Here is a 23815-nt window from a genome sequence, read left to right as displayed (position 1 = left end):
TACTCTACTGGCAGGTTTTTTCAGGTCTTTTTCTTTATTTTACAGCCCCATCTCTTTATGATACTCATTGATGGACTTGATTGTTAGTTCCTGTCCGTTCTTCATGGTCTCAATGGCATCGGCTGCAGCAACTGCTGCCTGGATGGTGGTGATGTAGGGGACCTTGAAGTCAACAGCTGCCCGCCTGATCCTGGAGCCGTCCTTACGTGACTGCTTGCTTGTGGGGGTGTTGATTATCAGGTCGACTTCGTCCCTGCGCATCATGTCTATGACGTTCGGGCTTCCGTCGTGGATCTTCTTTACAGTGTCCATGAAGACCCCGTGCTGTGCAAGGTAGTTTACAGTACCGCGTGTGCCCATGAGTTCAAGGCCTGCTGCCTGCAGTTTCTTTGCAACTTCCACAAGTTGGGGTTTGTCTGCTTCCCTGATAGAGAGGAAGACCTTTCCTGTAAGGGGCAGGAGGTTGTCAGCTGCAAGCTCTGCCTTATAGTATGCCCTTCCGAAATCGTAGTCAATGCCCATGACCTCTCCGGTACTCTTCATCTCGGGTCCGAGTACGGGGTCTGCTCCCGGCAGTTTGTCAAAGGGCAGGAGGACTTCTTTGATCGAGACATGTTTGGGCTTTGGCTCGTCCGTGTAGCCCAGGCTCTTTAAGCTGTGCCCGGCAATGACTTTGGCTGCAATCTTTGCAAGAGGGAGGCCGACAGCTTTTGAGACGAAAGGAATTGTCCTGCTTGAACGCGGGTTTGCTTCAAGCACAAAGACCTTTCCGCCTTTCTCTGCCATCTGGATATTAATCAGGCCCTTGACCCTGAGGCCCAGAGCAATCTTCCGGGTGTAGTCCCTTACCTGGTTAAGCACTTCGGGGGAGAGAGACTGGGGCGGGATAACACAGGCCGAGTCTCCTGAATGTATGCCTGCTTCCTCAATGTGCTCCATGATTGCCCCGATAAGTACATCTTTCCGGTCGCAGACCGCATCCACATCGATTTCGCAGGCGTCTTCCAGGAAGTCATCGATAAGGATGGGGTGTTCCGGAGAGACCCTGACTGCCTCTTTCATATAGCGTTCAAGGTCGATTTCATCATAAACGATTTCCATTGCCCTGCCGCCGAGCACGTAAGAGGGGCGCACCAGTACCGGGAAACCGATCCTTTGTGCAACCTCGATTGCTTCCGGCTGTGAGGTCGCATATCCGCCTTCCGGCTGGGGGACGCCAAGCTTCTGCATAAGGAGGTAGAACTTTTCCCTATCTTCGGCAAGGTCCATATCCTCCGGGTCAGTGCCCATGATCACGGTATCAAGGTCTGTCCTGCGCTTCAACTCCTTTTTCAGGGGGAGTGCAAGGTTGACCGAGGTCTGCCCTCCGAACTGTACAAGGACACCGTCGGGCCTCTCACGTTCGATTACGTTCATAACGTATTCCATGGTGAGGGGTTCAAAAAAGAGCTTGTCCGAGGTGTCAAAGTCGGTTGACACGGTTTCAGGGTTGTTGTTAATGATATGGGTCTCTATGCCCTCTTCCCTGAGTGCGGTTACTGCATGGACGGTACAGTAGTCGAACTCTATTCCCTGCCCGATCCTGATCGGCCCTGCTCCGAGGATGAGGATTTTCTTCCGGTCGGTTGGGGTTGTCTCGCAGGTGTCTTCGTAAGTAGAATAGTAGTAGGGAGTTGCTGCCTGGAACTCGGCTGCACAGGTGTCCACCATCTTGAAGGTAGCAAGAATTCCGGATGCATGCCTGAGATCACTTATTTCCTGCCTGGTTTTTCCCGTCAGCTCTGCAAGGCGGCTGTCAGGGAAACCCATCCTCTTTACTTCGCGCAGGAATTCAGGAGTGAGTTCTTCTACGCGGACGCGCTTTTCCATATCCACGATATTCTTCATCTTTGAGAGGAAGAAGGGGTTGATGCCCGAAAGTTCGGCAATTTCCTTTACCGGCATTCCTCTCTCAAGCGCGTGGAAGATCACAAAAAGGCGTTCGCTTGTGGGGGTCTTGAGGAGAGTTTTGATTTCAGGCTCTTCCCAGCGTTTTATTCCCAGCTGGGAGTCAATGTCAAGAGACTTGAAAGCCTTCAGGAGGGACTCTTCAATTGTCCTGCCGATTGCCATGATTTCTCCCGTACTTTTCATGGCTGTGGTCAGGGTCTTGTCTGCGGTGGTAAACTTGTCAAAAGGCCACCTGGGAATCTTTGTGATCACGTAGTCCAGAGCCGGCTCAAAAGAGGCAGGGGTGCTCATGGTAACGTTGTTTATGATCTCATCAAGTGTCATTCCGATTGCAATCTTTGCAGTAACACGGGCAATCGGGTAGCCTGTTGCTTTGGATGCAAGGGCTGATGACCTGGAAACCCTCGGGTTTACCTCGACAATGCGGTAGTCGCCTTCTTTTAAGGCGTACTGGATATTGCACCCTCCTTCGATCTTGAGGGCACGTATGATCTTAATAGAGGCACTTCTGAGCATCTGGTGCTCTGCGTCGGTCATTGTCTGTGAGGGGGCAACAACTGCCGATTCTCCTGTGTGCACGCCCATGGGATCAATGTTTTCCATGTTACAGATCACGATACAGGAGTCATTTGCATCCCTCATGACTTCATACTCGACCTCTGCCCAGCCGAGCACGCTTTCTTCAATAAGTACCTGATTAATGCGGCTGCGCCTGAGCCCGCGTTCCGTAATCTCAAGGAGCTCTTCTTTTGTGCGAGCAATTCCGCCGCCAGCGCCGCCAAGGGTGTAAGCCGGGCGGACGATAAGGGGCAGGCCGAGTTCCCCGACAACCTCTTCGGCTTCTTTTAAGGAATGGACTGCGCGGCTTAAGGGAACCTTTTCCCCGATACTCAGCATGGTTTCCTTGAAGAGTTCCCTGTCTTCCGTGTTTTTGATAGCGTCAACAGGAGTTCCCAGGATCCGGACACCGTATTTTTCAAAGACGCCCATTTCTGCAAGTTCACTGGTAATATTAAGGCCTGTCTGCCCACCAATGCCTGCAATGATCCCGTCCGGGCGTTCTTTTTCTATTATTCTTTCCACAATCCTGGCATCAAGGGGCTCGATATAGACCGAATCAGCCATTTCAGGGTCGGTCATAATGGTTGCAGGGTTTGAGTTTACAAGCACAACCTGCAAGCCTTCTTCTTTTAAGGACCTGCAGGCCTGGCTTCCTGAGAAGTCGAACTCTGCAGCCTGTCCGATTGTGATCGGCCCGGAGCCTATAAGCAAAACTTTTTTTATGTCCTCGCGTTTTGGCATCAGAGATCCCCTCCGAGGACCTTTACAACCTTGCCGAAGAATGTCTCCTCGGTATCCATGGGTCCCGCCTGGGCTTCAGGGTGGAACTGCACACTGAAAATGTCCAGGTCTTTGTGGGAGACCCCTTCAACGGTTTTGTCGTTTGCGTTCAGGTACTTCACATAGAGCCCTGTCCCTTCAAGGGAATCCGCATCCACGGCATACCCGTGGTTCTGGGAGCTTATGAAAATCTTGTTTTCAATAAGGTCCTTCACTGGCTGGTTTCCTCCCCTGTGCCCGAACTTAAGCTTGTAAGTCCTGGCTCCCATTGCAAGGGAAATAATCTGGTGTCCGAAACAGATACCGCAGACCGGAATTGTGCCTGCAAAAGCCTTTACGGCGTTGATCGCGTCTGTTGCTTTTTCCGGATCTCCCGGACCATTTGAGATAAAGAGAAGATCAGGCTCGTAGCCTGCAATTTCTGTGGGCTTTGTGGTTGCAGGGACCAGTGTAAGGTCAATTCCCCTTTTATGCAGGTTGTTTATGATGTTCCTTTTTATCCCAAGGTCAACTACAACTGCATGTTTGGGTTTACCGCTGCCCTTCCAGGCGCCTTCCGCTCCGGGGATAAAGCGGGGTTCCTTACATGTTACACTTGCGATAAGTTCTTCATCCGTCATCTGTGGAAAATTCCTTGCCACATCCACGGCTTCTTCCCCATCGTCACTGCCAGTGATCAGGGCTGCACGCATGGTCCCACGCTCCCTTGCCCCTATGGTGAGCATACGGGTGTCCACACCTTCGATTCCTGGTTTTCCTTCATCCTCTAAAAATTTGTGGATAGAACGGGCGGATTTGTAGTGATAGGGTTTTTTGCAGGCTTCCCGGACAACAAGCCCCTCCGCGTGGATGTTGTCGGACTGGAAACGCTCCCCGCTGACACCATAATTCCCTATAAGAGGGTAGGTGAACATTAAAATCTGGCCCTTGTAGGAAGGGTCAGTCAGAGCCTCCTCATATCCCGTGAATTGAGTGGTAAAAACAAGTTCGCCGCAAGCTGTGCCTTCGGCACCAAAACCGGTGCCCTTAATAATTGTTCCGTCTTCTAATCCTAGTACTGCTTTCATCATCTGAACCTGCGAGTAAATGACATAAGACATGTATAAGTGTTGCGATGATTTTTCTGATTACCTTATTTTTCTATTTTGTTCTATCTTTTAATATATAAATATTTCAATTAAATGTCTTCTTTCGAGACTCTGTCTTTCAAACTACAAATTAAAATCTCTCCCAGGAAACCCGGTATTCAGCAATAATATAATCAAAATGCATTAATGAAATGCCAGATAGTTTCTGAAAATTCATACTGTATTATCGTGGGAAAAATTCATTTTTATATAAAACGAGGTGTTACTTGAAACCATAATGTGCTAAAGTAAAGGTAAATTTCATACTTTTTGATCCTGAGTTTATATGTGATTTATGTCAGTTTATTCCGTGAAAATATTTGTGGTATATAAATATTCCGCAAAAATAGTATATATGATAGGGGCAACAGTATTGGTAAGAATAATAAGCTATTTAATCTATAAAAAATAGAAAGTTCTATTAAATCTATAGTATATCTATATTTTCAACTGTCTCAATTTACTTATATGGGCAGCGAATTAATTCGAGTAAAATATAGTTCTTATTAACCGGGTTTTTGTGGCAATTTTCTACATTTCTTAATTACTGTTAATAATTTTTTAAAAGCATTCGGTCAAACCGGGTATTATTATGAACAAAAATATAAAACTCGAAGTACGAAACATTACTAAAATTTTTGGCAAGGATCCCCAGAAAGTAATTTCTCTTCTAAATAAAGGTTTATCCAAAAATGAAATTTTTGAAAAGACAAAACAGACCATAGGGCTCAACAACGTTAACTTTGAGGTCTACGATGGAGAAATTTTCGTAATAATGGGGCTTTCGGGTTCCGGAAAATCCACCCTCCTTCGTTGCTTGAACCGCCTTATCGAACCAACGGGCGGAGATATTCTGATCGATGGGCAGAACATTACTGATATGGGCTCTGAGGAACTGAGAAGTGTCCGCAGGAGCAAGCTTGGAATGGTTTTTCAAAATTTTGCCCTGCTGCCTCACAGGTCTGTCCTGGATAACGTGGCTTATGGGCTTGAGATCCAGGGGATTCCTAAAGAAGAACGCTATTCGAAGGCGCTTGAAGCCATAGAAACCGTAGGGCTCAAAGGCCATGAAAATAGCAGGATAACACAGCTCAGCGGAGGCATGAAGCAGAGGGTAGGGCTTGCAAGAGCGCTTGCCAATGACCCTGACATCCTGCTTATGGACGAGGCTTTCAGTGCCCTTGACCCCCTTATCAGGAGCGATATGCAGGACGAGCTGCTTGCCCTTGAGGACAGGGTGCAAAAGACAATTATCTTTGTCTCCCACGACCTGGACGAAGCCCTGAAAATCGGGGACCGCATTGCACTCATGAAAGACGGGGAAGTTGTCCAGATAGGGACCCCTGAAGAGATCCTGACCGAACCTGCAGATTCCTATGTTTCGAAGTTCGTTGCAGGGGTCGACAGGTCAAAAATCCTTGTCGCTGAATCGGTTATGAAACGGCCTGAACCGCTCGTCCCCATCAATTCCGGGCCCAGGGTTGCCATTCAGTTGATGAAAGACCATGGGATCTCCTCGATTTATGTGGTTGAGGGGAAGAACAGGCGCCTGAAAGGCATACTTATGATAGGCGATGCCCTTGAAGCCCTGAAAACAGGAAAGAGCCTTGAAGCAGCGATGATTCCGGACATCCCCCGTGTGGCTCCGGATATGGCTCTTAACGAGGTAATCCCTCTGATTGCAGAAAGCCAGTACCCTCTTGCAGTAGTCAATGATTCAGGAAAGCTGCTCGGAATTATAGTCCGGGGCAGTGTGCTTGGCGCTCTTGCAATTTCCGGAGAGACCGGGCAGGACGAGGTTCCTGACGGAAAAGCTTCAGAAGAAAGAGACTCCAAAGAAAGAGACTCAGGAGAAAATATTCCTGAAGAGAAGCCTCCTGAAAAAATGGTCCTCATCGGCAAAAATGAAGGCGAAGCCGGACCTCCGCCCGCAGGCTCAGGTAGCCCTGGCAGTATAATTAACAACGGAATTGACAGTGGGCCTGTGCCTGTGGAGGCAGAAGCAAAGAACGAAGCCCCTGCCAAAGCCCCTGCCAGGTCTGATGCCCTGCCGGGTCCCGAGGTGAAAACATGCTGATTCCCCGGCTCCCCATCGGAGACACGGTCGAGTTTGCTGTTGACTGGATCGAAGGCAATTTCGGCACATTTCTTGACCTCACAAGCGATAAGCTTGATTTCCTTATCTCGGGTTTGAAAGACGCGCTTCTTTTCCTGCCTCCTGAACTTTTCATCCTCGGGATTTCCCTGATTGCCTACTTTGCGGGAAAGCGCAATATCAAGCTTGCAGCAGGGACTGCTTTCGGTTTTTTCCTTATCCATAATATGGGGCTCTGGGTGCTCTCGATAGAGACGCTCGCTCTCGTGCTCTCTTCTGCCCTGCTGACCCTGCTTATAGGGATTCCCGTGGGGATCCTTTCTGCAAAAAACACGACGCTTTACCATGTTGTAAAGCCCTTGCTTGACTTAATGCAGACCATGCCGTCTTTTGTGTACCTGATCCCCGCCCTGATCTTTTTCGGGCTCGGAAACGTCCCGGGCATGATCGCAACGGTTGTCTTTGCCATGCCTCCTGCAATCAGGCTCACTAACCTGGGGATCAAGCAGGTGCCAAAAGAGCTTATCGAAGTCGCAGACGCCTTCGGCTCCACGGGCTGGCAGAAGCTTGCAAAGGTGGAACTGCCTGTGGCTCTCCCGACCATAATGGCCGGGGTCAACCAGTGCATTATGCTCTCCCTTTCCATGGTCGTCATTGCAGCCATGATCGGAGCCAGAGGGCTCGGGTACCAGGTCCTTTTCGGGATCCAGCGGGTGGACATCAGCATGGGCTTCGAAGCAGGGCTTGCTATTGTCATAATAGCGGTTGTCCTGGACCGTATTACCCAGAAACTCAGCCCCAGGTAAAAACGTTCCACTCCTGATGCCTTCTTGAAACCGGCACTCTGGATTCAGAACTCTTCACTTTAACAGGGCCACTCCTTCCAGACAGCACCATACAGTGTAAAACAGTGTCTGGAAGAGGTGCATCACTCACTTCAATCCCCCTGAAATAATCCCAAAATAAGAATAAAAACCAAAAATAGAATGAAATTCAAAAATAGGTTGTAGATATTTTGACCAGTATAAAACTAAACCCTGAAGGAAAAAAGATCGGATCGATTTTTACAATTGTTCTGATCATAGGGCTTACCCTTTTTGCGGCAGGCTGTGCAGAACAAGGAGATGAAGCTGTAGAAGGAACAGAGGTATCAGAGTTAAGTGAACCTGTGAAAATAGGATATGTCTTATGGGACGGTGAGATTGCAAGTACCAATGTGATGCAGCAGGTGCTCGAACAGGCAGGGTATGAAGACGTGGAAATCATTGCAGTTGATGTAGGTCCCCTTTACCAGGGGCTCGCTGACGGGCAGTTTGATTTTACCACATCTGCCTGGCTTCCCTATACCCACCAGAATTACTGGGAAACTTACGGAGACCAGCTCGACTCTGTCCAGACAAACCTCGAAGACTGCAAGATAGGGCTTGTTGTGCCTTCCTATGTAACTATAGACTCCATTGAAGAGCTCAACTCCGAAAAGGACAAATTTGACGGTAAGATCATCGGCATTGATCCCGGAGCAGGCATCATGCAGGTATCCGAAAACGCAATTTCCGAGTATGACCTTGATATGGAGCTTGTTTCAGGCAGCAGTGCTGCGATGACCGCCTCCTTGAAAAAAGCCATTGACTCCGAAGAATGGGTAGCTGTGACCCTCTGGTCTCCCCACTGGGCTTTTAACCGCTGGGACCTCAAGTACCTTGATGACCCTAAAGGCGTTTACGGCGATGCTGACCACGTTGAAACCCTGGCAAGGCTCGGGCTCAAAGAAGAAAAGCCCAACCTCTACGGCATCCTTACTCGCTTCCAGTGGACCCATGAAGATATCCAGGCTGTCATGGTGGACATTGAAAACGGCATGACCCCTGAAGAAGCCGCAGCAAATTGGGTTGGAAACAACACGGAAACAGTTAACGGATGGATCGGAGAAGAGTAAATTTCTCTTCCATTTTCCATTTATCTTTTTTCGCCTAATTTTTCATTGTCTGTCTTTTCTTTCGATCTTTATTTTGTTTTATTTTCATCCTTTTCCAGGGTGGTTTGTTCGAATAGCTACAGGTCACAGCCGCCGTACAGTAGCAGTATAATATGGTATATTAGCAGTATAGTATAATGATACCGTATCATTGCACAGTATCATTGCACAGTATCATTGCACAGTATCATTACAATAGAATAGCAGCACAGTTAATAGCTTCAGAAAAAGCAAAAGACACGAATCCGGGGTCACTTTTATGGAAAAACCGAACTTCAGGACAGAGATGCTCAGAACCCTCGAAGGCAAAACTCCCGCTCAGATACCGGTTGGCACCTTCACAACCGCGCCTGTACTCGAGCTTATGGACATGAGCGGGGCAGCCAGGCCCGAGGCGGACAGCCAGCCTGAAAAGATGGCATTGCTTGCCTTTTCCCAGTACGTAAATGCCTCTTTTGAAACTCTCAGGTATCCCTTTGACGTAGTTGTGCTCGCAGAAGCTCTGGGTTGCACAATTGACCCAGGCACGAAAGCCAGGACCCCGGCTGTGCTTAAGGGCCCTATGGAATTTTCTCCCGCAGTTCCGAAACTGCCTGAAGACCTTCTGGAAAGGGGCAGGATCCCGGTTGTCCTGAAAGCTACTGAAATCCTCAGGGAAAAAGCCGGCTCAAACCTTCCCCTCATTGTAGGGATGGAAGGCCCTGCAGACCTTGCTAGCTCCCTTTGCGGAATCACCCGCTTCCTGAAATGGACTATAAATAAGCCTCATATTGTGAAAAGGCTTGTCGAACTCTGCACAGATGCCTGCATTGTGTACGGCAGGGAATGCCTGAAAAGAGGAGCCGATGTGGTAGTTATCGCAGATGCAGTCTCCTCCCCGGTCATGATTTCCCCGGATGCTTTCAGAGACCTGATAAAACCGGGCATGAGCAGGATCCCGAAAGCTCTCGGGAGCGGAAAAAGTGTGCTTCACATCTGCGGAGCTGCAGATCCCATAATTGCAGACATGGCAGAGTGCGGGTTTGACGGGCTCAGCCTTGAGGAAGGCATAAAGGACCTGAAAAGCGCCGTGCATATAGCCCATGAATCCGGTGTTGTGGTAATCGGTAGCGTTTCAACGTCTCGGACCCTATTTGCCGGAAAGCCGGAAGATGTAAAGAGAGAAGCTTTTGAGTGCCTGGGAAGCGGGGTGGATGTCCTTGCTCCGGGCTGCGGGCTTGCCCCGGAAACCCCACTTCGGAACCTGAAGGCTCTGGTGGAAGCAAGAAATGAGTTTTGCGGGAGAAACCGATGAGTTCAATCATCCGGATGCCCTTTTTAGTTATCTCAATATATGTTTTCAGTTATTCGGATGCCCTTTTTAGTCACTTCAATATATCTCACCAGTCATCCGGATGCCCTTTTTAGTCACCTAACTATATTTTTTCAGTTATTCGGATGCATATTTTAGGTATCCCGGTATACTTTATAGAAAAAGCCGCCGGCTTTGAGGCCGGAAATCAAAAATCAACCTTTTTCCGGAAGATTTCCCACTCCACCGGCCCGGAGAAGAGCCTCTGCCAGTTTTTTACCCGCTTCAAACGTTTTCCTTACAAGTTCTTCATCTCTAGAAACCGCTCCCCTATGGAAATACCCGGTCACCGGAAATTTTTCCACGACCTCATAACCCAGGGCTTCAAGGGGCATTCCGAGTGCTCCGAGCGTAAAACCCATTTCTTCGATTTCCAGCTGCTCGCAGACTGAAAAAACAATCGCCTTTCTCCCCTGCCCGGCAAGCCTGCTTGAATACCGCCTGGGGAGGTCGTTCGTGAAATTGTAGTAAGGGTAGAGCCGGTCGATGAAGGCTTTCATCTGGGCGGTTACGTTGTAGTTGTAAGTGGGAGAGCCGAGGATAAGGCCTTTTGCGGCTTCGATCTCGGGATAAAGGAATCCCATTCCGTCGTGGAACTTTATACAGGTCCCGGCTTTCCTGCACGCTTCGCAGCCGATGCAGGGTTCGATCGAATATTCCCTTAACAGGACTTTTTTCGTTTCAGCTCCTGCCGATTCCGCTCCTTTCAAAAAGCTGTCAAGCAGGATGTCGGTATTCCCTCCTTTCCGGGGGCTTCCTCCAACTCCGATAATTTTGATCTCATTCACCTTATTTCCCCATATTATATCGGGGCTGGCAGGTTAAATAGGTTCCAGAATGAAGTCCCATCCTGTTGTAGAAACTGAGTAGAAGTTCAAGTCAGGATTAATGAACCTGATTAAATCTCAGAACATTATTTATTATAAAACTCCAGATATTTATCTGGACAATTATCAGGTTTAAAAAACGAATTTTGAATGCAAATTCCGGATAATGCAGTTTCAGTTACGAATCCTAACTCCGGTGATTCTAATACTTATGGATGAGGCAAAAAATGGCAAAAATGGCAAACACACTCAGAGACCTTGACAGATTCGCCGAGGAGAGCTACGGCAAAGCCAGGGTCTTTTTCCAGATGGGCAAATATGAAGAGGCTCTTGCTGTTTATGGGAAAGCTGCTGATGCCTGGAATAAAATGGCAGACCTGCTTTTTGAAAAAGGGAAGGAGGACAGTGGACAAGAGTTCCTTGACAAGGTTATGGAGGTTCGGTCCTGTTGCGGAATGTCTCTTTTCAAGCTCGGAAAATATGAAGAAGCTCTTGAGATTGTTGATACTCTCCTGGAAGTAAAACCAGACAGCCCGACCGAATGGTCCAACAGGGGTTTTGTGCTCTCTGCCCTCGGCAGGAATGAAGAAGCTCTTGAATCCTTTGAAAAAGCGCTTTCCCTTGACCCTGCATCCCCCAAAATCCTGACCAGCAAGGGAGTTGTTTATTTCAGGATGGGGCTCCTGGAAAAAGCCCTGGAGACCTTCGATAAAGCCCTGGCAGCCGAACCCAAAAAAGCTTCTGATTGGGCATGCAAACTTCCAAGGTTCAGTTTCTTTTCCCGAAACAAGGCTCCCATCATGAGGCCTGACAATGCTGAGACCTGGTACTGGAAAGGCAATTTGTTTACGGAACTGGGGGAAAGAGAAAAAGCCCTGGACGCCTACAAACACGCTCTCGAAAGCGATCCTGATCACCTGAACTCCCTTTTCCGGGGCGGTGGACTCCTCTGCGAGATCGGGGAATATAAGGAAGCTTACAAATGCTATGCGCGGACCCTTAAGTTAAGCCCCGGAAACGAAGCTGCAAAACAGGGAAAAGAGTTCTGTGAAAAAAATATTACGTGAGCCTGGGAAGGAGGGAGAACTGTTATCCCGGAAAACATAGCTTCCTTTTTTCCGGGTTATCTGTTAGCAGAGTTTTTCCGCATCATTCTGTAAGCACGGATTTCTTTTTTCAGGAAGAATAAAGCTTCCTTTCCGGTGGAGGTTTCTTTTTATGGCAAAACCGCGGAAATAAAAGCAATTTTTTCTTCTATTTTTGACTGACCATCAGGCAAGCTGACTGAGGCGCTTATATGTACTGTGAATTGAAAAGTGGTTTCCGGGGGAAAGGAAAGTATTCTCTCAGACCGTGGGATTTTTTCAACATAATGCCTTTCTTAATTGCGGCACCGGTTTTTCGATTGTTTTTTCTAACCTGGCAGGCCGGCCCGGGTCTCGTGCAGCGCAGGAAGAGAATACTGAAAAATTCTCTCCCGGATTCCGGAATAGATCAACCAATTAATCAGGGACCACCATATTTTTTGATCAGTATTTTTTGATCAGTATTTTTAATCTGCATTGTCAGTACATTTTTCCGGACCTATCTGCTTTCCGGGCAGCGTCCCGTCTTAGACTGTATGGTGATGCACTGCCTGGATGGCAAAATAATAAATACAGGGCTGCGCTCGTGTATACCGGATAGAAATGACAGAAAAAAAGGTGTAATCATGTGCGGAATAGCAGGTTTGTTCGGAACCCCTGATAGTAATATAGATGTAAAGAAAATGCTTGCAGCCCTGGGGCACAGGGGGCCTGATGCCTGTGGAATCTATACGGCGGGAGACCTGAGCATAGGAAATACCCTGCTTAAAATAACAGGGGATATGCCCCAGCCCCTCACAGGGATAGGAGCTCTCGTACTCAATGGGGAGATATTCAATTTTCGTGAGCTTGCAGCTGAAATAGGGCTAAAAACCGATTCTGATACCGAACTGCTTTTTTCACTTATAGAAACAGGGGTAAAGGAGGGGAGCACGCCGATTAACGCTGTCTTTTCCGCACTTTCTAAAGTAAATGGGGACTATTCCCTTGCATATGCCTGCGGAGGAGAACTTGTACTTGCCAGGGACCCGTCGGGAGTAAAGCCTCTCTTTTACTGCTCTGGAAAAGAGGCAGAAAAGCCAGAAATAGCCTTTGCCTCCGAAAAAAAAGCCCTTACCTGTATTGGCAGAAAAGCAAGGCCCTTTCCTCAGGGAGGGATTCTGGGTTTCAATATCGAAAACGGGAAAATCTCAGAAAAAACCCCGGAAGGATACCTGAAGACAAAATCGCCTGAAAAGAGGATCCACGCCGAAAAAGAGGCTTTATTTCACCTGAAGGCAGCCCTTGAAAAGGCTGTGGAACTCAGGCTTACTCCAACTGCTGGAATTGCATTTTCAGGAGGAATCGACAGCACCTTCTTAGCAGCCCTTGCAAAGCGCATTGATCCTGATATATCTCTTTATGCGGTTGGGCTTCCGGATTCCCATGACGTTGCCCAGGCAGAGAGCGCAGCTGAGGCTATCGGCATGAAGAGAAACCTGAAAGTTCATTTCCTTTCGCCCGAAGAAATAGAAGCTGCAGTCTCTCAGGTAATTTATGCAACCGGATCCACTGATCCGATGACGGTTGCAATAGGGCTTCCTCTTTACATAGTTGCAAAAACTGCAAGAGAAGATGGGAAACGGGTCCTTCTGACCGGGCAGGGTGCAGATGAGCTCTTTGGAGGGTACAGGAGGCATGAAGGGTTTCTCGAGCAGGGCCCTGATGTACTTGACAGGGAGATCTACTCTGACCTTGAAAGCATCTCAACAATCAACCTTGAAAGAGATGATATGGTTACAATGGCAAATTCCGTGGAACTCAGGGTCCCCTTCCTGGATAAAGAAGTAATTAAAACAGGGCTTGCAATAAGTCCGGAACTTAAGGTCCTGAAAAAAGATGGCCTCTATACACGAAAATATATTCTCAGGAAGGCGGCAGAAGGCCTGGTCTCTCCGGAAGTTCTCTGGAAAGAGAAAAAAGCAATGCAGTACGGGACAGGAGTACAGAAGGTACTCGACTGGCTTGCCAGGGATTCGGGTTTTTCTAAAAAGCAGGGGAATCATATAGAAAAATACCTCATGCAAATTGCTTCGGAAAAAGCCGGTATAAATGAGTAAGTATAAACAGTTTGATGGTTATATCCGAATAGAAAATTATTACGTTTGATTTATAATCTTATTAAGTTTCATTTAGAATCAAAGTTTCATTTAGAACCAAAGTTTCATTTAGAACCAAAGTTTCATTTAGAACCAAAGTTTCAGGGGGAATTAAAATAAAAATAGCAATTACCGGAAAAGGCGGCGTTGGAAAAACTACTCTCTCAGGTACTCTGGCAAGACTGTTTGCAAGGGACGGATACGAAGTCCTGGCAATAGATGCAGACCCGGATATGAACCTGGCATCTTCCCTGGGGATAGAAAACCCCCCAAAGCCCCTCACTGATTTCAAAGACCTTATCCAGGAAAGGGCAGGTACCGAAGGCGGGGCTTTTATCTATAACCCGAAAGTGGACGACATTGCAGGCAAATACGGAGTAATAGGGCCTGATGGAGTCAGGATGCTTGTTATGGGTACTGTGGATAAGGGAGGAAGCGGGTGCATGTGTCCGGCATCAGCTTTCCTCAGGGCTCTCCTCAGGCACCTGATGCTTAAGGAAAAGAGTGCAGTTATCCTGGATATGGAAGCCGGAATCGAGCACCTGGGAAGAGGCACCACGCGCGGGATGGACCTTATGATTGTAGTGGTGGAGCCGGGAGCCAGGTCCCTTGAAACAGCCGAACGGATAAAAAAACTCTCTTCCGAGATCGGGATAAAACATATTGCTGCCGTAATTAACAAAGGAGGCGCCGGAAAAGTCAACTCCAGGCTTGAAGAGCTGGGCATCCCGGTACTGGGGGAAATTCCCTTTGACCAGCAGTTAATGCAGGCTGATCTGGAAAAAAGGGCTCCGATTGAAGCAGGCGGCGAAGCTGTTAATGCCATAGTGAAAATCAAAGAAAAACTAATGGAAACCGTTGAAGAGATAAGGAAGGAAGACGAGGCAAGTAAAAAGTAAAGGCTGAAAAACAGCCCTCTACACTTTTTTTACCCAATTTTCCTAATTTTCCTAATTTTCTCAAATTTTTCCTAATTTTCTCAAATTTTTCCTAATTTTCTCAAATTTTTTCATGCAATTTTTTTATATTTTTCAGGCTCAGTTAAAATTGCTGTCCGGGGAATCTGTTAGAGTTCCTTTTTTATAAATAAGCCCCAGAAGCCTCATCTGTTTCTCCCTGATAAGGACATCAGTAGGGTCTATTTCCAGAGCTCTTTCATAAGATTTCATAGCCTCTCCGTATCTTCCAAGATTTTCCAGGACCGAGCCTTTCTGGTACCAGGAAAAAACATCTTCGGAGTTGACCTTAAGGACTTCGTCATAACACTCTATGGCTTTTTCAAAATCCTTCAAGTTATTGTAGGCAAAACCCTTGAGGCACTTTATTCCCAGGTGATCGGGATCGATTTCAAGAGCCCTATTGTAACAGGTCAGAGCTTCCTCAGACCTCCCTATCCTATCCAGGACAAAACCTTTCTGGAGCCAGGCATCAAGGTACATAGGGTCCAGATTTAAGGCTTGATCATAGAGCCTGAGTTTGTCTTCATAATTCTCAACTTTGCCTGCTGTGATAAGGAGCTGCCTGGGGTCCTCGGTTTCTTCGGTTTTTCCTGCCGCTTCCAGCTCCTTTTGCTTCATCTTAGCGCTTTCGGTGGTATTTTTTTCCTCTGCCATTTCGGAATCCTCCGTTTTCAGATTAAGATTTATTCGGGCCCCTTTCGGAATCATGTCCCATCCTTATTTTTTCCATCTTATGTATGGAATCAGGGTTAAACTGGTATTGAGCACTTTCGTTTTCAATGAGATATACCTTTTCTGATTCGAATTTTACTGGATACAAAGCAAGACATAAGTTTATGCAGAAAAAAGTTATCAAGAGTCACTGGCTTTTTGCCGGCTGATTCTCGAAAGGATTTCGATCTTGATTTCAAGAGCAGGAACAAAGCCCGGTTTCAATTCGAGGGCTCTGTTGCAGCTTTTCAGGGCTTCTTCTTGTTTGTTCATTTCTAAAAGGACAAGTCCCCTGCCTGCCCAGAGGCCGGGATCTTCCGGGGTAGACTGAAGAGCCGTATCGTATGCTGCCAGAGCCTCCTCAAACCTGCCCAGCCTGGAAAACAGGCTGCTGATACATTTCAGGGCTTCCAGGTAATCAGGCCTGATTTTGAGGGCTGAACTGTATGCTTCAAGGGCTTCTTCTTTCCGGTCAAGTGCAGAAAGGATTGAGCCTTTTCCTGCCCAGGCTTCGGCATATTCGGGTTTTCTCTTGAGCACTTTTTCGTAGCCTTCAAGCGCTTCTTCAAGTCTGCCAAGCCTGGCAAGAATAACTCCTTTATTGTCCCATGCAATTTCAAAAGCCGGTTCAAGCTCAATTACCATGTCATAAGCACCTATTGCTTCTTCAAGCCGCCCCATTTCCGAGAGGATTACCCCCCTGTTGTACCAGACCCTGAAGTCATCAGGGACTATTTCAAGCACCTGCTCTGTAAGCTGCAGGGCAGCTTCAAACCTTCTTGCCTTATAGAGCAGTATGGCTTTCTGAAAGAGCGCTGTGGCGTTCTGAGAGTCCTTTTCAAGCATCTCAGTACAGGCCTGAAGTTCGTCGAAGAAAGGGAGGGAAGCATAAAGGTCCCTTACAGCCAGAAAAAGGGGGAGGAGTTCGTACTTTTTTTCCTCAACCGTCAAGGTTTTTGTTCCGGGATCGTATGAAAAAACCGCTGGCTCCTGCTGGCTGGGTTTTTCTTCCAGGAAATTTCCTTCTATTCTTTTACTTTCTCCTTCTATTCTTTTACTGTCCCCTTCTATTCTTTTACCTTCCAGTGTACGTTCCATTTCTTTAAACACTGTTTCCAGTCCTGAGAAGGCCGCAGGGTAAAAGGGAGAATCGTTTTTAATATAAAGTACTGATCTCAGATATTTCCTGATCTTTTTATTATTGCTGCTCCAGAGGACCTTTGAGATGTCTTCTGCTTCCTTCAAAAACTTCTGCAGACAGAGTCTCAAGGATAAGAGACTTTCTGAACGCTCAAGGGTGTTGAAAGCTGAAATCGCTGCTCTGGAATGTTCTCTGAGTTCGCTCAGATAATTCTCTGTTCTGGAGGGATTAACTTCCATCTTAAAGCCCTTCTTACCCTTTTCTTAATCGTTGTCGGAAATATAGCTGCATACCGATTTTCTGTCAAGGGAGGGCAAAGACTTACCTTTAGATGCAACAACCAGCTTTACGGCTGATCCTGGTGGCAGTTTTGTCCCTGGTTGTGGTTCCTGCCTGAGCACTTCCCCTGCCATAATTCCTATAGGTAAAACCTCTTTCTTTTCAACGACCTCTCCTGCTGAAAGCCCTGCCTCTTCCAGAGTTTTTCTGGCGTTTTCAAGGGGCTGCCTTATAACATTGGGAACCTCCACATTTCCTGTAAAAGTTCCGGGACTGGTTTTTATTTCCGGTCCCTGCGCACCTTCGCTTTCTCCGAGCACTTCTTCAAGCAAGTCGATTGCTCCACTGATTTTGAGAAGGGTTTCGCCCAGGGTGTTCTTCCTGTTTTCGAGTTCTGTAAGCTTTAAATCAATATCTGTGAGGATTTTCTGCCCGGATTCATATTCTGCTCTGAGCTCCACTAAACGCTTTTCAAGTTGTGCATCCATAGTGCTGTAAACCCCTTTAAATTTGTTATTTTTATAGTAAATGCGAATTGGTCTTCAGTTTTCAATCAGTTTTCAACTGTGGTTTATTATTGATATTTAGCTGTTTGCTTTCGACTTTTCCACTTTCTGCGGTTCTATATTCTCTTTTTCACGTTCTACGCTTCAATTAGTACTTAACCCATTTGTTTTATTCTCTTTACAATTTCAACCCAATACATTTTAAGTTTTATATTTTACACATGAGCGAGAATTTTAAGGAAGTTCGTCAATTTCACCGCATGAGTCAGCCATACCCTGAATGATTTATACGGAAACAACCCGGTCCAGAAAACGGATCATCCGGCTTTCTCTTCTTCTGCCACACAGGTTGTGGCCGGTCTGCTGCCAGGTAAGAAACAATGTCCGAACTTATTGGTAATACAATTAAGAGAACACGGATATCTTAAAAGAAGTAAAGGATTACAGGCAATAAAATAACGCCCATTGCATGGGATTTCCTTACTTTCATAAAAGACGGGAGCATGCCTATGGGGGTAGAAATTACAAAGAGGAAGAGCCCGAAAAACCCTGTAAAAAGAAAGACCGTTATTGCAAGCCCTGCAAGGACACCGGCACAGAGTTTTGTGTAGTCAAGTTTTTGAAGCATATGGTGGGCGTTATTCCCTATCCAGACTGTGGAAAAATACGAAAACAGGGAGGTAAGGAGGATAGCGGTAAAAAAGAGCAGTATTACCTGAAAACCAAGTGACCCGATACCCAGGATTTCATTCACAGCAGCCATTGCACCGCTTCGGGTCTTTCCTATAACCAGGAGGGCTACCAGCCCGAAAATAGCATTTGAAGTATTTACTCCGGAAACCGAGACAATGAACTCCTTTGAGCTTTCAAGAGTTTGGCGATCTGCATAGGGGTCGGAAAAAAGAGAGGATTTTTGTCCTCCGGGCACAGGTTCGGAAGTTTCTTTATTTATGGACCTTCTGTCGAAGTCAGACCTTACAAAGAGCCCTGCCAGAAGGGCAGCAATAGCAGAAGAAACTCCGGGCAGCCAGGCTACAAGGGAACCTGCAGTGCTGCCAGTAAATACTCCTCTCAGGATCCTTTTTCGAGAAAGTTCAAATCTTGAGACGGATTCTTTGGGAATCTCGGAGCTTGTGAGAAGGCTTATAATGAGCTGGGATGCCCCGAAAAGTCCGCTGAGGAGAGGGAGGAGCACGGATGCCTGCCCAAGGCTTATGAAGGGAACCAGCAGGCTTTCTCTGGAAAATGCAAAAAGCCCAAGAGCTCCTGTGATCAAAAACAGGAAGAGGGCAAAAGCTTTGGACCTGTATTTTGCAAGTGGACCCTGCCCCTCTACTTCCTCGCCTTTCTCGCTCGCAAGCATGATAAATACAATCGTGAGCAGAACCCATGCCATATACTCTTGCAGGTAAGGGTAAATAGCTCCGAAGAAAAGAGAAAAAGGCAATACAAAGAGCATGGATGCAACCACCGAGCCTGCACTTCCGAGGGCAGAGAGACGTACCGCTTCTGCACCTGCGCCTTCAAGTAAAAGCCTGTGTCCCGGGAGGACTGCAAGCGCTGTGTCTCCGTCAGGTGCTCCTAAAAACACAGACGGGATAATGTCATGAAACGTATGTGAGACAGCGTTTGAGAGGATTATAAGGGCAATGTAAAAAGGGGCAATTCCTTTCTCAGCCAGAAAAGGCGCAAGAGCTACAAGCGCAAGTGCAAAATTATTTGTATGTATGCCAGGCAAAAGCCCTGAAAATATGCCAAGCAGATAGCCTGCAAGAACAGAACAAAGGAGCAAGAATAAAGAAACTTCTTCCACTCAGCAGGCACCCCAGAAAATAATCTCTTTAAAATCCAATCAACTTCTTAGAAGAGTTTATACACTTACTATTAATACTTAATCTTGCTACGGAATATATTTTGTTTCAGAGAATGTATATTTAAAGTCTGAAACGGTTTATTTGAAACTGATATACATATTCATACCGCGAAGAAATCAGAATAAATAAATTGTAAGAGAACAGAACTAATAAATAGAAAGAGATTGAACAGAGAATGAGAAACATAGAACATAAGAAAGAGATGAAAGAAGAAACCGAAAAAATAACTTAAGTAAACTTGATCAAAATTTCAATTTAAGATCAGAAATTTTGGATTTAATTTTATAAATAGGTTTCCTTTATAATAATGCCCTTTTACTGGACGGATGGCTCTCCGGCGGAAGATATAAATAATAGGATTTGCCAGCGCAAACAATTTTAGTTTACCGATGCGATCAGCCACTTGAAAATTTTGAAGGTGCTTTATTACATCAAAGAAAAAGAAAAATCATTTCCACTTATGTTTTATATCTAACAGTTATACTATAACATGTAGTTCTAAATGCTAATATTGAATGGGGTTCATGAGAGCATTTAGCAAAAAACAGCAGATCAGGACAAATGAGGTTCGCCATTCCTCAATCCTGTTATGCGCAACCCGGAACCCTGCCCGTATGAGGTGACGATCGAGGTTTTTTGCCATTCCTCAGTCGCCGACACCGGGAGAGGTTTCACAGCCGGAAGCCGGATGGGGTTCGCCATTCCTCAACCGGCCCCCGCAGATATCAGAAGCAACGGAGAAGTGAGAGGCAAATCCCTCTCCAAAACTATTTTTACCTCTCACTTCACCCTGTTTTCTAAACTATCTCACTCTGTTTTCTAACTGCTTCTTTCTTTCAATCTTTACACCTTTAGGTCAGTCTTCTTTTTATTTTCTTTTATCTCCCTCTCTGATTACCTCTGCCTCTCCTGACTCTCCCCTGCCTGGATGATCCTCTATAATATCACTACCTCTCCCAGGCAGTTTCTCTTTTTTGTCACTTCCCCTTCCCAGTTGATTATGCCTCTTCTCATCCCCTCTTTTCGGTCTTTTTGCTTTATTCCCAGGATTTTTCCAATCTATTTTTTGTTCTATGATATTTTCTCTTACTCAAAAGAACTTATCCGGCTTCGATTCATGCCGCTGTTCCAGAGAGTGCTTCTCTTTACCTGAAAGAATCTCTTTTTTCAGCTGCTTTCACCTTTTTGCCTGTTTTTTGGACCCTTGCCGGGGAACATCAATAAGGAAAAATTCTGCAGGCGTGCCGGAAGAAACAGCTTCCATATGGATAGCCTGTTCCAGGTCAATGCGAGCCTGATCTCCCTGTCCTATCCTCTGGCCATTGACAGAGAGCTCACCGGCTGAAATGTAAATAAAAATGCAGCGTTTTTCCTGTGAATTAAAGTGGATAATGTTCCCCTTTTCGAGAAAGGATCGGAAAATTGTTGCATCGGCATTTATCTTCAGGGCGTGCTCAAAACCCTGACCTGAAGCAAGGGCAAGTAACTGGTTTTTCCACTCCGATTCCTCGAATTTTTTCTGCGAGTATGCAGGCTCAAGGCGGCTTCCTGAGGGTAAAATCCAGATCTTGTAAAAATGTAGAGGTTCCTTTCCTGTGTTCAGCTCAGAATGCTGTATTCCGGTACCTGCGGTAATGCACTGCACCTCTCCTTTCCCAAGGACTCCTTTATTCCCCATATTGTCTTCATGCGTTATCTCCCCTTCAAGCACAACCGATATAATTTCCATCTCGGAGTGCGGGTGAGTTGAAAAACCTTTGCCTTGCTGCACAGTGTCATCATTAAAAACGCGCAGGCTTCCGAACCGGACATTATCCGGATCATAATAATTTGAAAAAGAAAAAAGCATGTAACTCTTCAGCCATCCGGAATCCTCAAGATGCCTGGTTTCTGCCGGAATGATTCTTATTATAAAGAAGCCCCCTTTCCTATTTCCCCTGTAATTATTTGAATACTGAGTAATAAGTAAGGTTTGATTGCTGAAAAGGATATACCTTTTGGAAACATAGTTTAGGAATTAAGTTGATGAAGCTTTCTGAGGCAGATAAAAAATACTCAGGCTTCTCCAAAAGGCACGTAAAAAACCATATATACGAGGTGTCCCTTTCCTAAAGCAGCCTGTCACAATTAAAATTCTTCATGTCAACGAAAAATTATTTAAAATGCTCCTAAATATCTCTAAATACTCTTAAATCCCTCTAAATATTCTTAAATCTCTCTAAATCCCCCTAAATACTCTTAAATCTCTCTAAATCCCTCTAAATACATGCGACTACTTATAAATGTGCCCTGTACATATGTATTTCCCGTTTTTTCCAGATTATTCATAAGTAGAAAAAAAGGATTTCAAAAGGATTTCAAATGACAATTAAATGTAAAAAATGTAACCATGAAGCTGTTATTTTTCAAAAATACTCCGGTATGCATCTCTGCAAAAGACATTTTATAGAGGACGTTGAAAGGAAAATCAAGCTGACAATCCGGAAAGAGTACAACATCAAGAAAAATGATGTAATAGCCGTTGCTCTGAGCGGGGGAAAGGACAGCTCAGTTGCTCTCTATATAATGCATAAGATTCTGGGGGATAGGCCTGATATTCAGATTGTGGCAGTTTCAGTCGACGAGGGCATACACGGATATCGTCCCCACTCCCTTGAACTTGCAAAACAGCTTACAGAAACGCTCGGAGTCCGGCACATCATAAAGTCTTTTAGAGACGAACATGGGGTTACAATGGACGAACTGGCTGTAATGGATCGGGAAAAAGGTACATGCAGCTACTGCGGAGTTCTCAGGAAAAGCGTCCTTAACAGGGCAGCGCTTGAAATAGGGGCAACGAAACTGGTAACAGGGCACAACCTGGACGATGAAGCCCAGACCATTCTCCTCAACCACTTCAGGGGAGATATGGAACGAATGGTCAGGCTTGCTCCTTCTGCAGCAATCGAAGGGCTCGTAATGAGGGCAAAACCCCTGCGGAATATTCCTGAAAAGGAAGTGGCACTCTATGCCCTGATAAACTCCCTGCCTGTGGATTTCAGCGAGTGCCCGTATGCAGGAGAAGCCCTTCGAGGGGAAATCAGGGAACTGTTAAACAGCTTTGAGAAAAACCATCCCGGCACCAAGTATTCCCTTCTCCGCGGCTTTGACAAACTCGTAGGAGCCCTTGCAAAGGAGCTCCCTCCTGCAAAAATCGATAAGTGCAGGATCTGCGGGGATACCTGCACCGAAGATCTCTGCCAGGCGTGTAAACTGCTCGGCAGGACCTGAATAAAAGCAGAAAAGAAAAGAAAAGAAAGCAGAAAAGAAAGCAGAAAAGAACGCAGAAAAGAAAGCAGAAAATATAGGCAGCAGAATAAATAAAAAAGAAAATAGGAAAGAAATAAATCGAAAAAAGTGTGGATTTCAGGAGCCTTTTAGAACCCATCCGGATCGGAAAGCAGGTCATAATGATTATAAAGCTCCCTTTCCTCCCCGGCCAGGTAAAGGCGCGTCCACAGGACAGCAGTAAGCGGCTGCAGTACGAGCAGCGGGATGATATATGTAATTCCTGAGATCAGAGTGTTTTCCGAACCCAGAAGCTCCCCGAGAAGACCATTGGCTAAAGCCAGCCCGACGGTAATTATCCAGATTAAGAAAACATCGAGTTTATTCTTCTTGAAAAACCTGTATCCTGTTTTTAGAGCGTCAAGAGGATCAAGTTCGTCGATCACGAGGGCGTAAGGGGCAAGGGAAAGTACGATATTTATGGTCAGGCTATAGATTCCCCATACAAGTATTCCTATCGCGAGTGCTCCCATACCTTCCACAACTGCTTCCGGATTCATTATCAGACCGCTCAGGTCCCCGATTGTAAGGGCTCCAGGCACTATGAATACAATGCCCGCAAGAAGCATCATGGTGACCAGCAGGCTTGTGAGGAAAAGCCTGAAAGCGTTTTTCGAACCGGACCTGAACATATCGGATAGTACGGTATCTCCGGTTTCAGAAGCCTTTTTTGCCATCCCGATTGCCCCTGCTGTGAAAAATGCCTGTAAGAACATGCCAAGCAGGGAAAAAACGATAATTGCCAGCACCGAGATTGCCATGTTGTCCCTAAACCCTTCCCAGAGCATTTTATAAAGTTCTGCGGGAGGAAGAGTAGAAGGGTCAGCTATGCTTCCTGTGTTTGAGGCAAAGAGCAGGAAACCCATTAAACCAAAGAAAAAGACATAAACAATTAAACTAACAAAAAAATTAAGGATAAATGGAATACAAATGTTTAAATTCCTGGTCCAGGTCTTGAAGCCTCTATTAAGTGTTGTTCCAAAATCTTCATGCATGTGAAATGACCTTCCGCTTATAAAGGCAGTGTTCCTGCCTGCCTCCTGGAATTCCGCTTTTACTTATTGTAAAAATCGGGCTGGTATGAAGGCTTACAGATACCATTTTCGGATACATATGCAGAAGATAAATA

At 46.1% G+C, this 23815-nt stretch carries 18 protein-coding genes; 8 read left to right on the top strand and 10 right to left on the bottom strand.

What is annotated here, in order from left to right; all coding sequences use genetic code 11:
• Positions 1–39: 39 nt before the first annotated feature.
• Together carB and carA are read right to left on the bottom strand one after the other, a co-directional pair.
• Positions 40–3252 carry a carbamoyl-phosphate synthase large subunit gene (gene carB / locus EO92_RS02435; RefSeq protein WP_048169015.1) on the bottom strand — a complete coding sequence of 1071 codons (3213 nt, stop codon included), beginning with the start codon at positions 3250–3252 and terminating at the stop codon, positions 40–42.
• Positions 3252–4358 carry a glutamine-hydrolyzing carbamoyl-phosphate synthase small subunit gene (gene carA / locus EO92_RS02430; protein WP_048169013.1) on the bottom strand — a complete coding sequence of 369 codons (1107 nt, stop codon included), beginning with the start codon at positions 4356–4358 and terminating at the stop codon, positions 3252–3254. Before carA ends, carB begins: the two co-directional genes overlap by 1 nt.
• 652 nt (positions 4359–5010) lie before the next feature.
• Between carA and EO92_RS02425 the strand changes: the two genes are divergently transcribed.
• The 4 genes from EO92_RS02425 (at position 5011) to mtaA (ending at position 9782) form a co-directional block, all read left to right on the top strand.
• The gene (locus tag EO92_RS02425; protein WP_048169011.1) at positions 5011–6495 is read left to right on the top strand and encodes a glycine betaine/L-proline ABC transporter ATP-binding protein; all 1485 of its coding nucleotides are present in this window, start codon (positions 5011–5013) and stop codon (positions 6493–6495) included.
• Positions 6489–7319, top strand: a complete 831-nt coding sequence (locus tag EO92_RS02420) for a proline/glycine betaine ABC transporter permease (protein ID WP_048161419.1) — start codon at positions 6489–6491, stop codon at positions 7317–7319. The genes EO92_RS02425 and EO92_RS02420 overlap by 7 nt, the downstream gene beginning before the upstream one ends.
• A 209-nt stretch (positions 7320–7528) precedes the next feature.
• Positions 7529–8449 carry a glycine betaine ABC transporter substrate-binding protein gene (locus tag EO92_RS02415; protein WP_200896724.1) on the top strand — a complete coding sequence of 307 codons (921 nt, stop codon included), beginning with the start codon at positions 7529–7531 and terminating at the stop codon, positions 8447–8449.
• A 298-nt stretch (positions 8450–8747) separates the two neighbouring features.
• Positions 8748–9782 (top strand): methylcobamide:CoM methyltransferase MtaA, encoded by a 1035-nt coding sequence (mtaA, locus tag EO92_RS02410; RefSeq protein ID WP_048169009.1) that lies wholly within the window; start codon positions 8748–8750, stop codon positions 9780–9782.
• 212 nt (positions 9783–9994) lie between these two features.
• Here mtaA and EO92_RS02405 read toward each other — a convergent pair whose 3' ends face one another.
• On the bottom strand, positions 9995–10627 hold the full coding sequence (locus EO92_RS02405; protein WP_082107919.1) for a flavodoxin family protein: 633 nt from the start codon (positions 10625–10627) through the stop codon (positions 9995–9997).
• A 266-nt stretch (positions 10628–10893) separates the two neighbouring features.
• Here EO92_RS02405 and EO92_RS02400 point away from each other — a divergent pair, with 266 nt between their 5' ends.
• The 3 genes from EO92_RS02400 (at position 10894) to EO92_RS02385 (ending at position 14788) form a co-directional block, all read left to right on the top strand.
• The gene (locus tag EO92_RS02400; protein ID WP_048169036.1) at positions 10894–11733 is read left to right on the top strand and encodes a tetratricopeptide repeat protein; all 840 of its coding nucleotides are present in this window, start codon (positions 10894–10896) and stop codon (positions 11731–11733) included.
• A 644-nt stretch (positions 11734–12377) separates the two neighbouring features.
• A complete protein-coding gene (locus EO92_RS02390; protein WP_048169034.1) occupies positions 12378–13850 on the top strand; it encodes an asparagine synthetase B in 1473 nt (490 codons plus the stop codon).
• Between the two features lie 149 nt (positions 13851–13999).
• Positions 14000–14788 (top strand): AAA family ATPase, encoded by a 789-nt coding sequence (locus tag EO92_RS02385; RefSeq protein WP_082107690.1) that lies wholly within the window; start codon positions 14000–14002, stop codon positions 14786–14788.
• Positions 14789–14926: 138 nt separating this feature from the next.
• On the opposite strand, the gene EO92_RS02380 is transcribed toward EO92_RS02385, so the two are convergent.
• The 6 genes from EO92_RS02380 to EO92_RS02355 all read right to left on the bottom strand — a co-directional run bounded on the left by EO92_RS02380 (position 14927) and on the right by EO92_RS02355 (position 21208).
• The gene (locus tag EO92_RS02380) at positions 14927–15502 is read right to left on the bottom strand and encodes a tetratricopeptide repeat protein (RefSeq protein ID WP_048132342.1); all 576 of its coding nucleotides are present in this window, start codon (positions 15500–15502) and stop codon (positions 14927–14929) included.
• 198 nt (positions 15503–15700) lie between these two features.
• Entirely contained in the window at positions 15701–16939 is a 1239-nt protein-coding gene (locus tag EO92_RS02375) for a tetratricopeptide repeat protein (RefSeq protein ID WP_048163513.1), read from the bottom strand.
• Between the two features lie 24 nt (positions 16940–16963).
• Positions 16964–17467 (bottom strand): PASTA domain-containing protein, encoded by a 504-nt coding sequence (locus EO92_RS02370; RefSeq protein ID WP_048163511.1) that lies wholly within the window; start codon positions 17465–17467, stop codon positions 16964–16966.
• A gap of 442 nt (positions 17468–17909) precedes the next feature.
• A complete protein-coding gene (locus tag EO92_RS02365; protein WP_048163510.1) occupies positions 17910–19298 on the bottom strand; it encodes a tripartite tricarboxylate transporter permease in 1389 nt (462 codons plus the stop codon).
• A 707-nt stretch (positions 19299–20005) separates the two neighbouring features.
• Positions 20006–20143, bottom strand: a complete 138-nt coding sequence (locus EO92_RS17410; protein WP_156161356.1) for a hypothetical protein — start codon at positions 20141–20143, stop codon at positions 20006–20008.
• Positions 20144–20536: 393 nt separating this feature from the next.
• The gene (locus EO92_RS02355) at positions 20537–21208 is read right to left on the bottom strand and encodes a pirin-like bicupin family protein (protein ID WP_052734241.1); all 672 of its coding nucleotides are present in this window, start codon (positions 21206–21208) and stop codon (positions 20537–20539) included.
• Between the two features lie 512 nt (positions 21209–21720).
• Between EO92_RS02355 and EO92_RS02350 the strand changes: the two genes are divergently transcribed.
• On the top strand, positions 21721–22629 hold the full coding sequence (locus tag EO92_RS02350; protein ID WP_048169003.1) for a TIGR00269 family protein: 909 nt from the start codon (positions 21721–21723) through the stop codon (positions 22627–22629).
• 146 nt (positions 22630–22775) lie between these two features.
• Here EO92_RS02350 and EO92_RS02345 read toward each other — a convergent pair whose 3' ends face one another.
• Positions 22776–23681, bottom strand: a complete 906-nt coding sequence (locus EO92_RS02345) for a hypothetical protein (RefSeq protein WP_048169001.1) — start codon at positions 23679–23681, stop codon at positions 22776–22778.
• Between the last annotated feature and the right edge of the window lie 134 nt (positions 23682–23815).

The sequence above is a fragment of the Methanosarcina sp. 2.H.A.1B.4 genome, assembly GCF_000979385.1.
Lineage (GTDB): Archaea > Halobacteriota > Methanosarcinia > Methanosarcinales > Methanosarcinaceae > Methanosarcina.
The sequence above is the reverse complement of the archived record's forward strand: the minus strand, read 5'-3'. Positions and strand labels throughout refer to the sequence as shown.

Excerpts from the sequence above, each read along its gene's own strand:
- carB (WP_048169015.1), bottom strand. The coding sequence starts at position 3,252 with ATGCCAAAACGCGAGGACATAAAAAAAGTTTTGCTTATAGGCTCCGGG.
- carA (WP_048169013.1), bottom strand. The coding sequence starts at position 4,358 with ATGAAAGCAGTACTAGGATTAGAAGACGGAACAATTATTAAGGGCACC.
- EO92_RS02425 (WP_048169011.1), top strand. The coding sequence starts at position 5,011 with ATGAACAAAAATATAAAACTCGAAGTACGAAACATTACTAAAATTTTT.
- EO92_RS02420 (WP_048161419.1), top strand. The coding sequence starts at position 6,489 with ATGCTGATTCCCCGGCTCCCCATCGGAGACACGGTCGAGTTTGCTGTT.
- mtaA (WP_048169009.1), top strand. The coding sequence starts at position 8,748 with ATGGAAAAACCGAACTTCAGGACAGAGATGCTCAGAACCCTCGAAGGC.
- EO92_RS02400 (WP_048169036.1), top strand. The coding sequence starts at position 10,894 with ATGGCAAAAATGGCAAACACACTCAGAGACCTTGACAGATTCGCCGAG.
- EO92_RS02390 (WP_048169034.1), top strand. The coding sequence starts at position 12,378 with ATGTGCGGAATAGCAGGTTTGTTCGGAACCCCTGATAGTAATATAGAT.
- EO92_RS02380 (WP_048132342.1), bottom strand. The coding sequence starts at position 15,502 with ATGGCAGAGGAAAAAAATACCACCGAAAGCGCTAAGATGAAGCAAAAG.
- EO92_RS02375 (WP_048163513.1), bottom strand. The coding sequence starts at position 16,939 with ATGGAAGTTAATCCCTCCAGAACAGAGAATTATCTGAGCGAACTCAGA.
- EO92_RS02370 (WP_048163511.1), bottom strand. The coding sequence starts at position 17,467 with ATGGATGCACAACTTGAAAAGCGTTTAGTGGAGCTCAGAGCAGAATAT.
- EO92_RS02355 (WP_052734241.1), bottom strand. The coding sequence starts at position 21,208 with ATGCTTTTTTCTTTTTCAAATTATTATGATCCGGATAATGTCCGGTTC.
- EO92_RS02350 (WP_048169003.1), top strand. The coding sequence starts at position 21,721 with ATGACAATTAAATGTAAAAAATGTAACCATGAAGCTGTTATTTTTCAA.
- EO92_RS02345 (WP_048169001.1), bottom strand. The coding sequence starts at position 23,681 with ATGCATGAAGATTTTGGAACAACACTTAATAGAGGCTTCAAGACCTGG.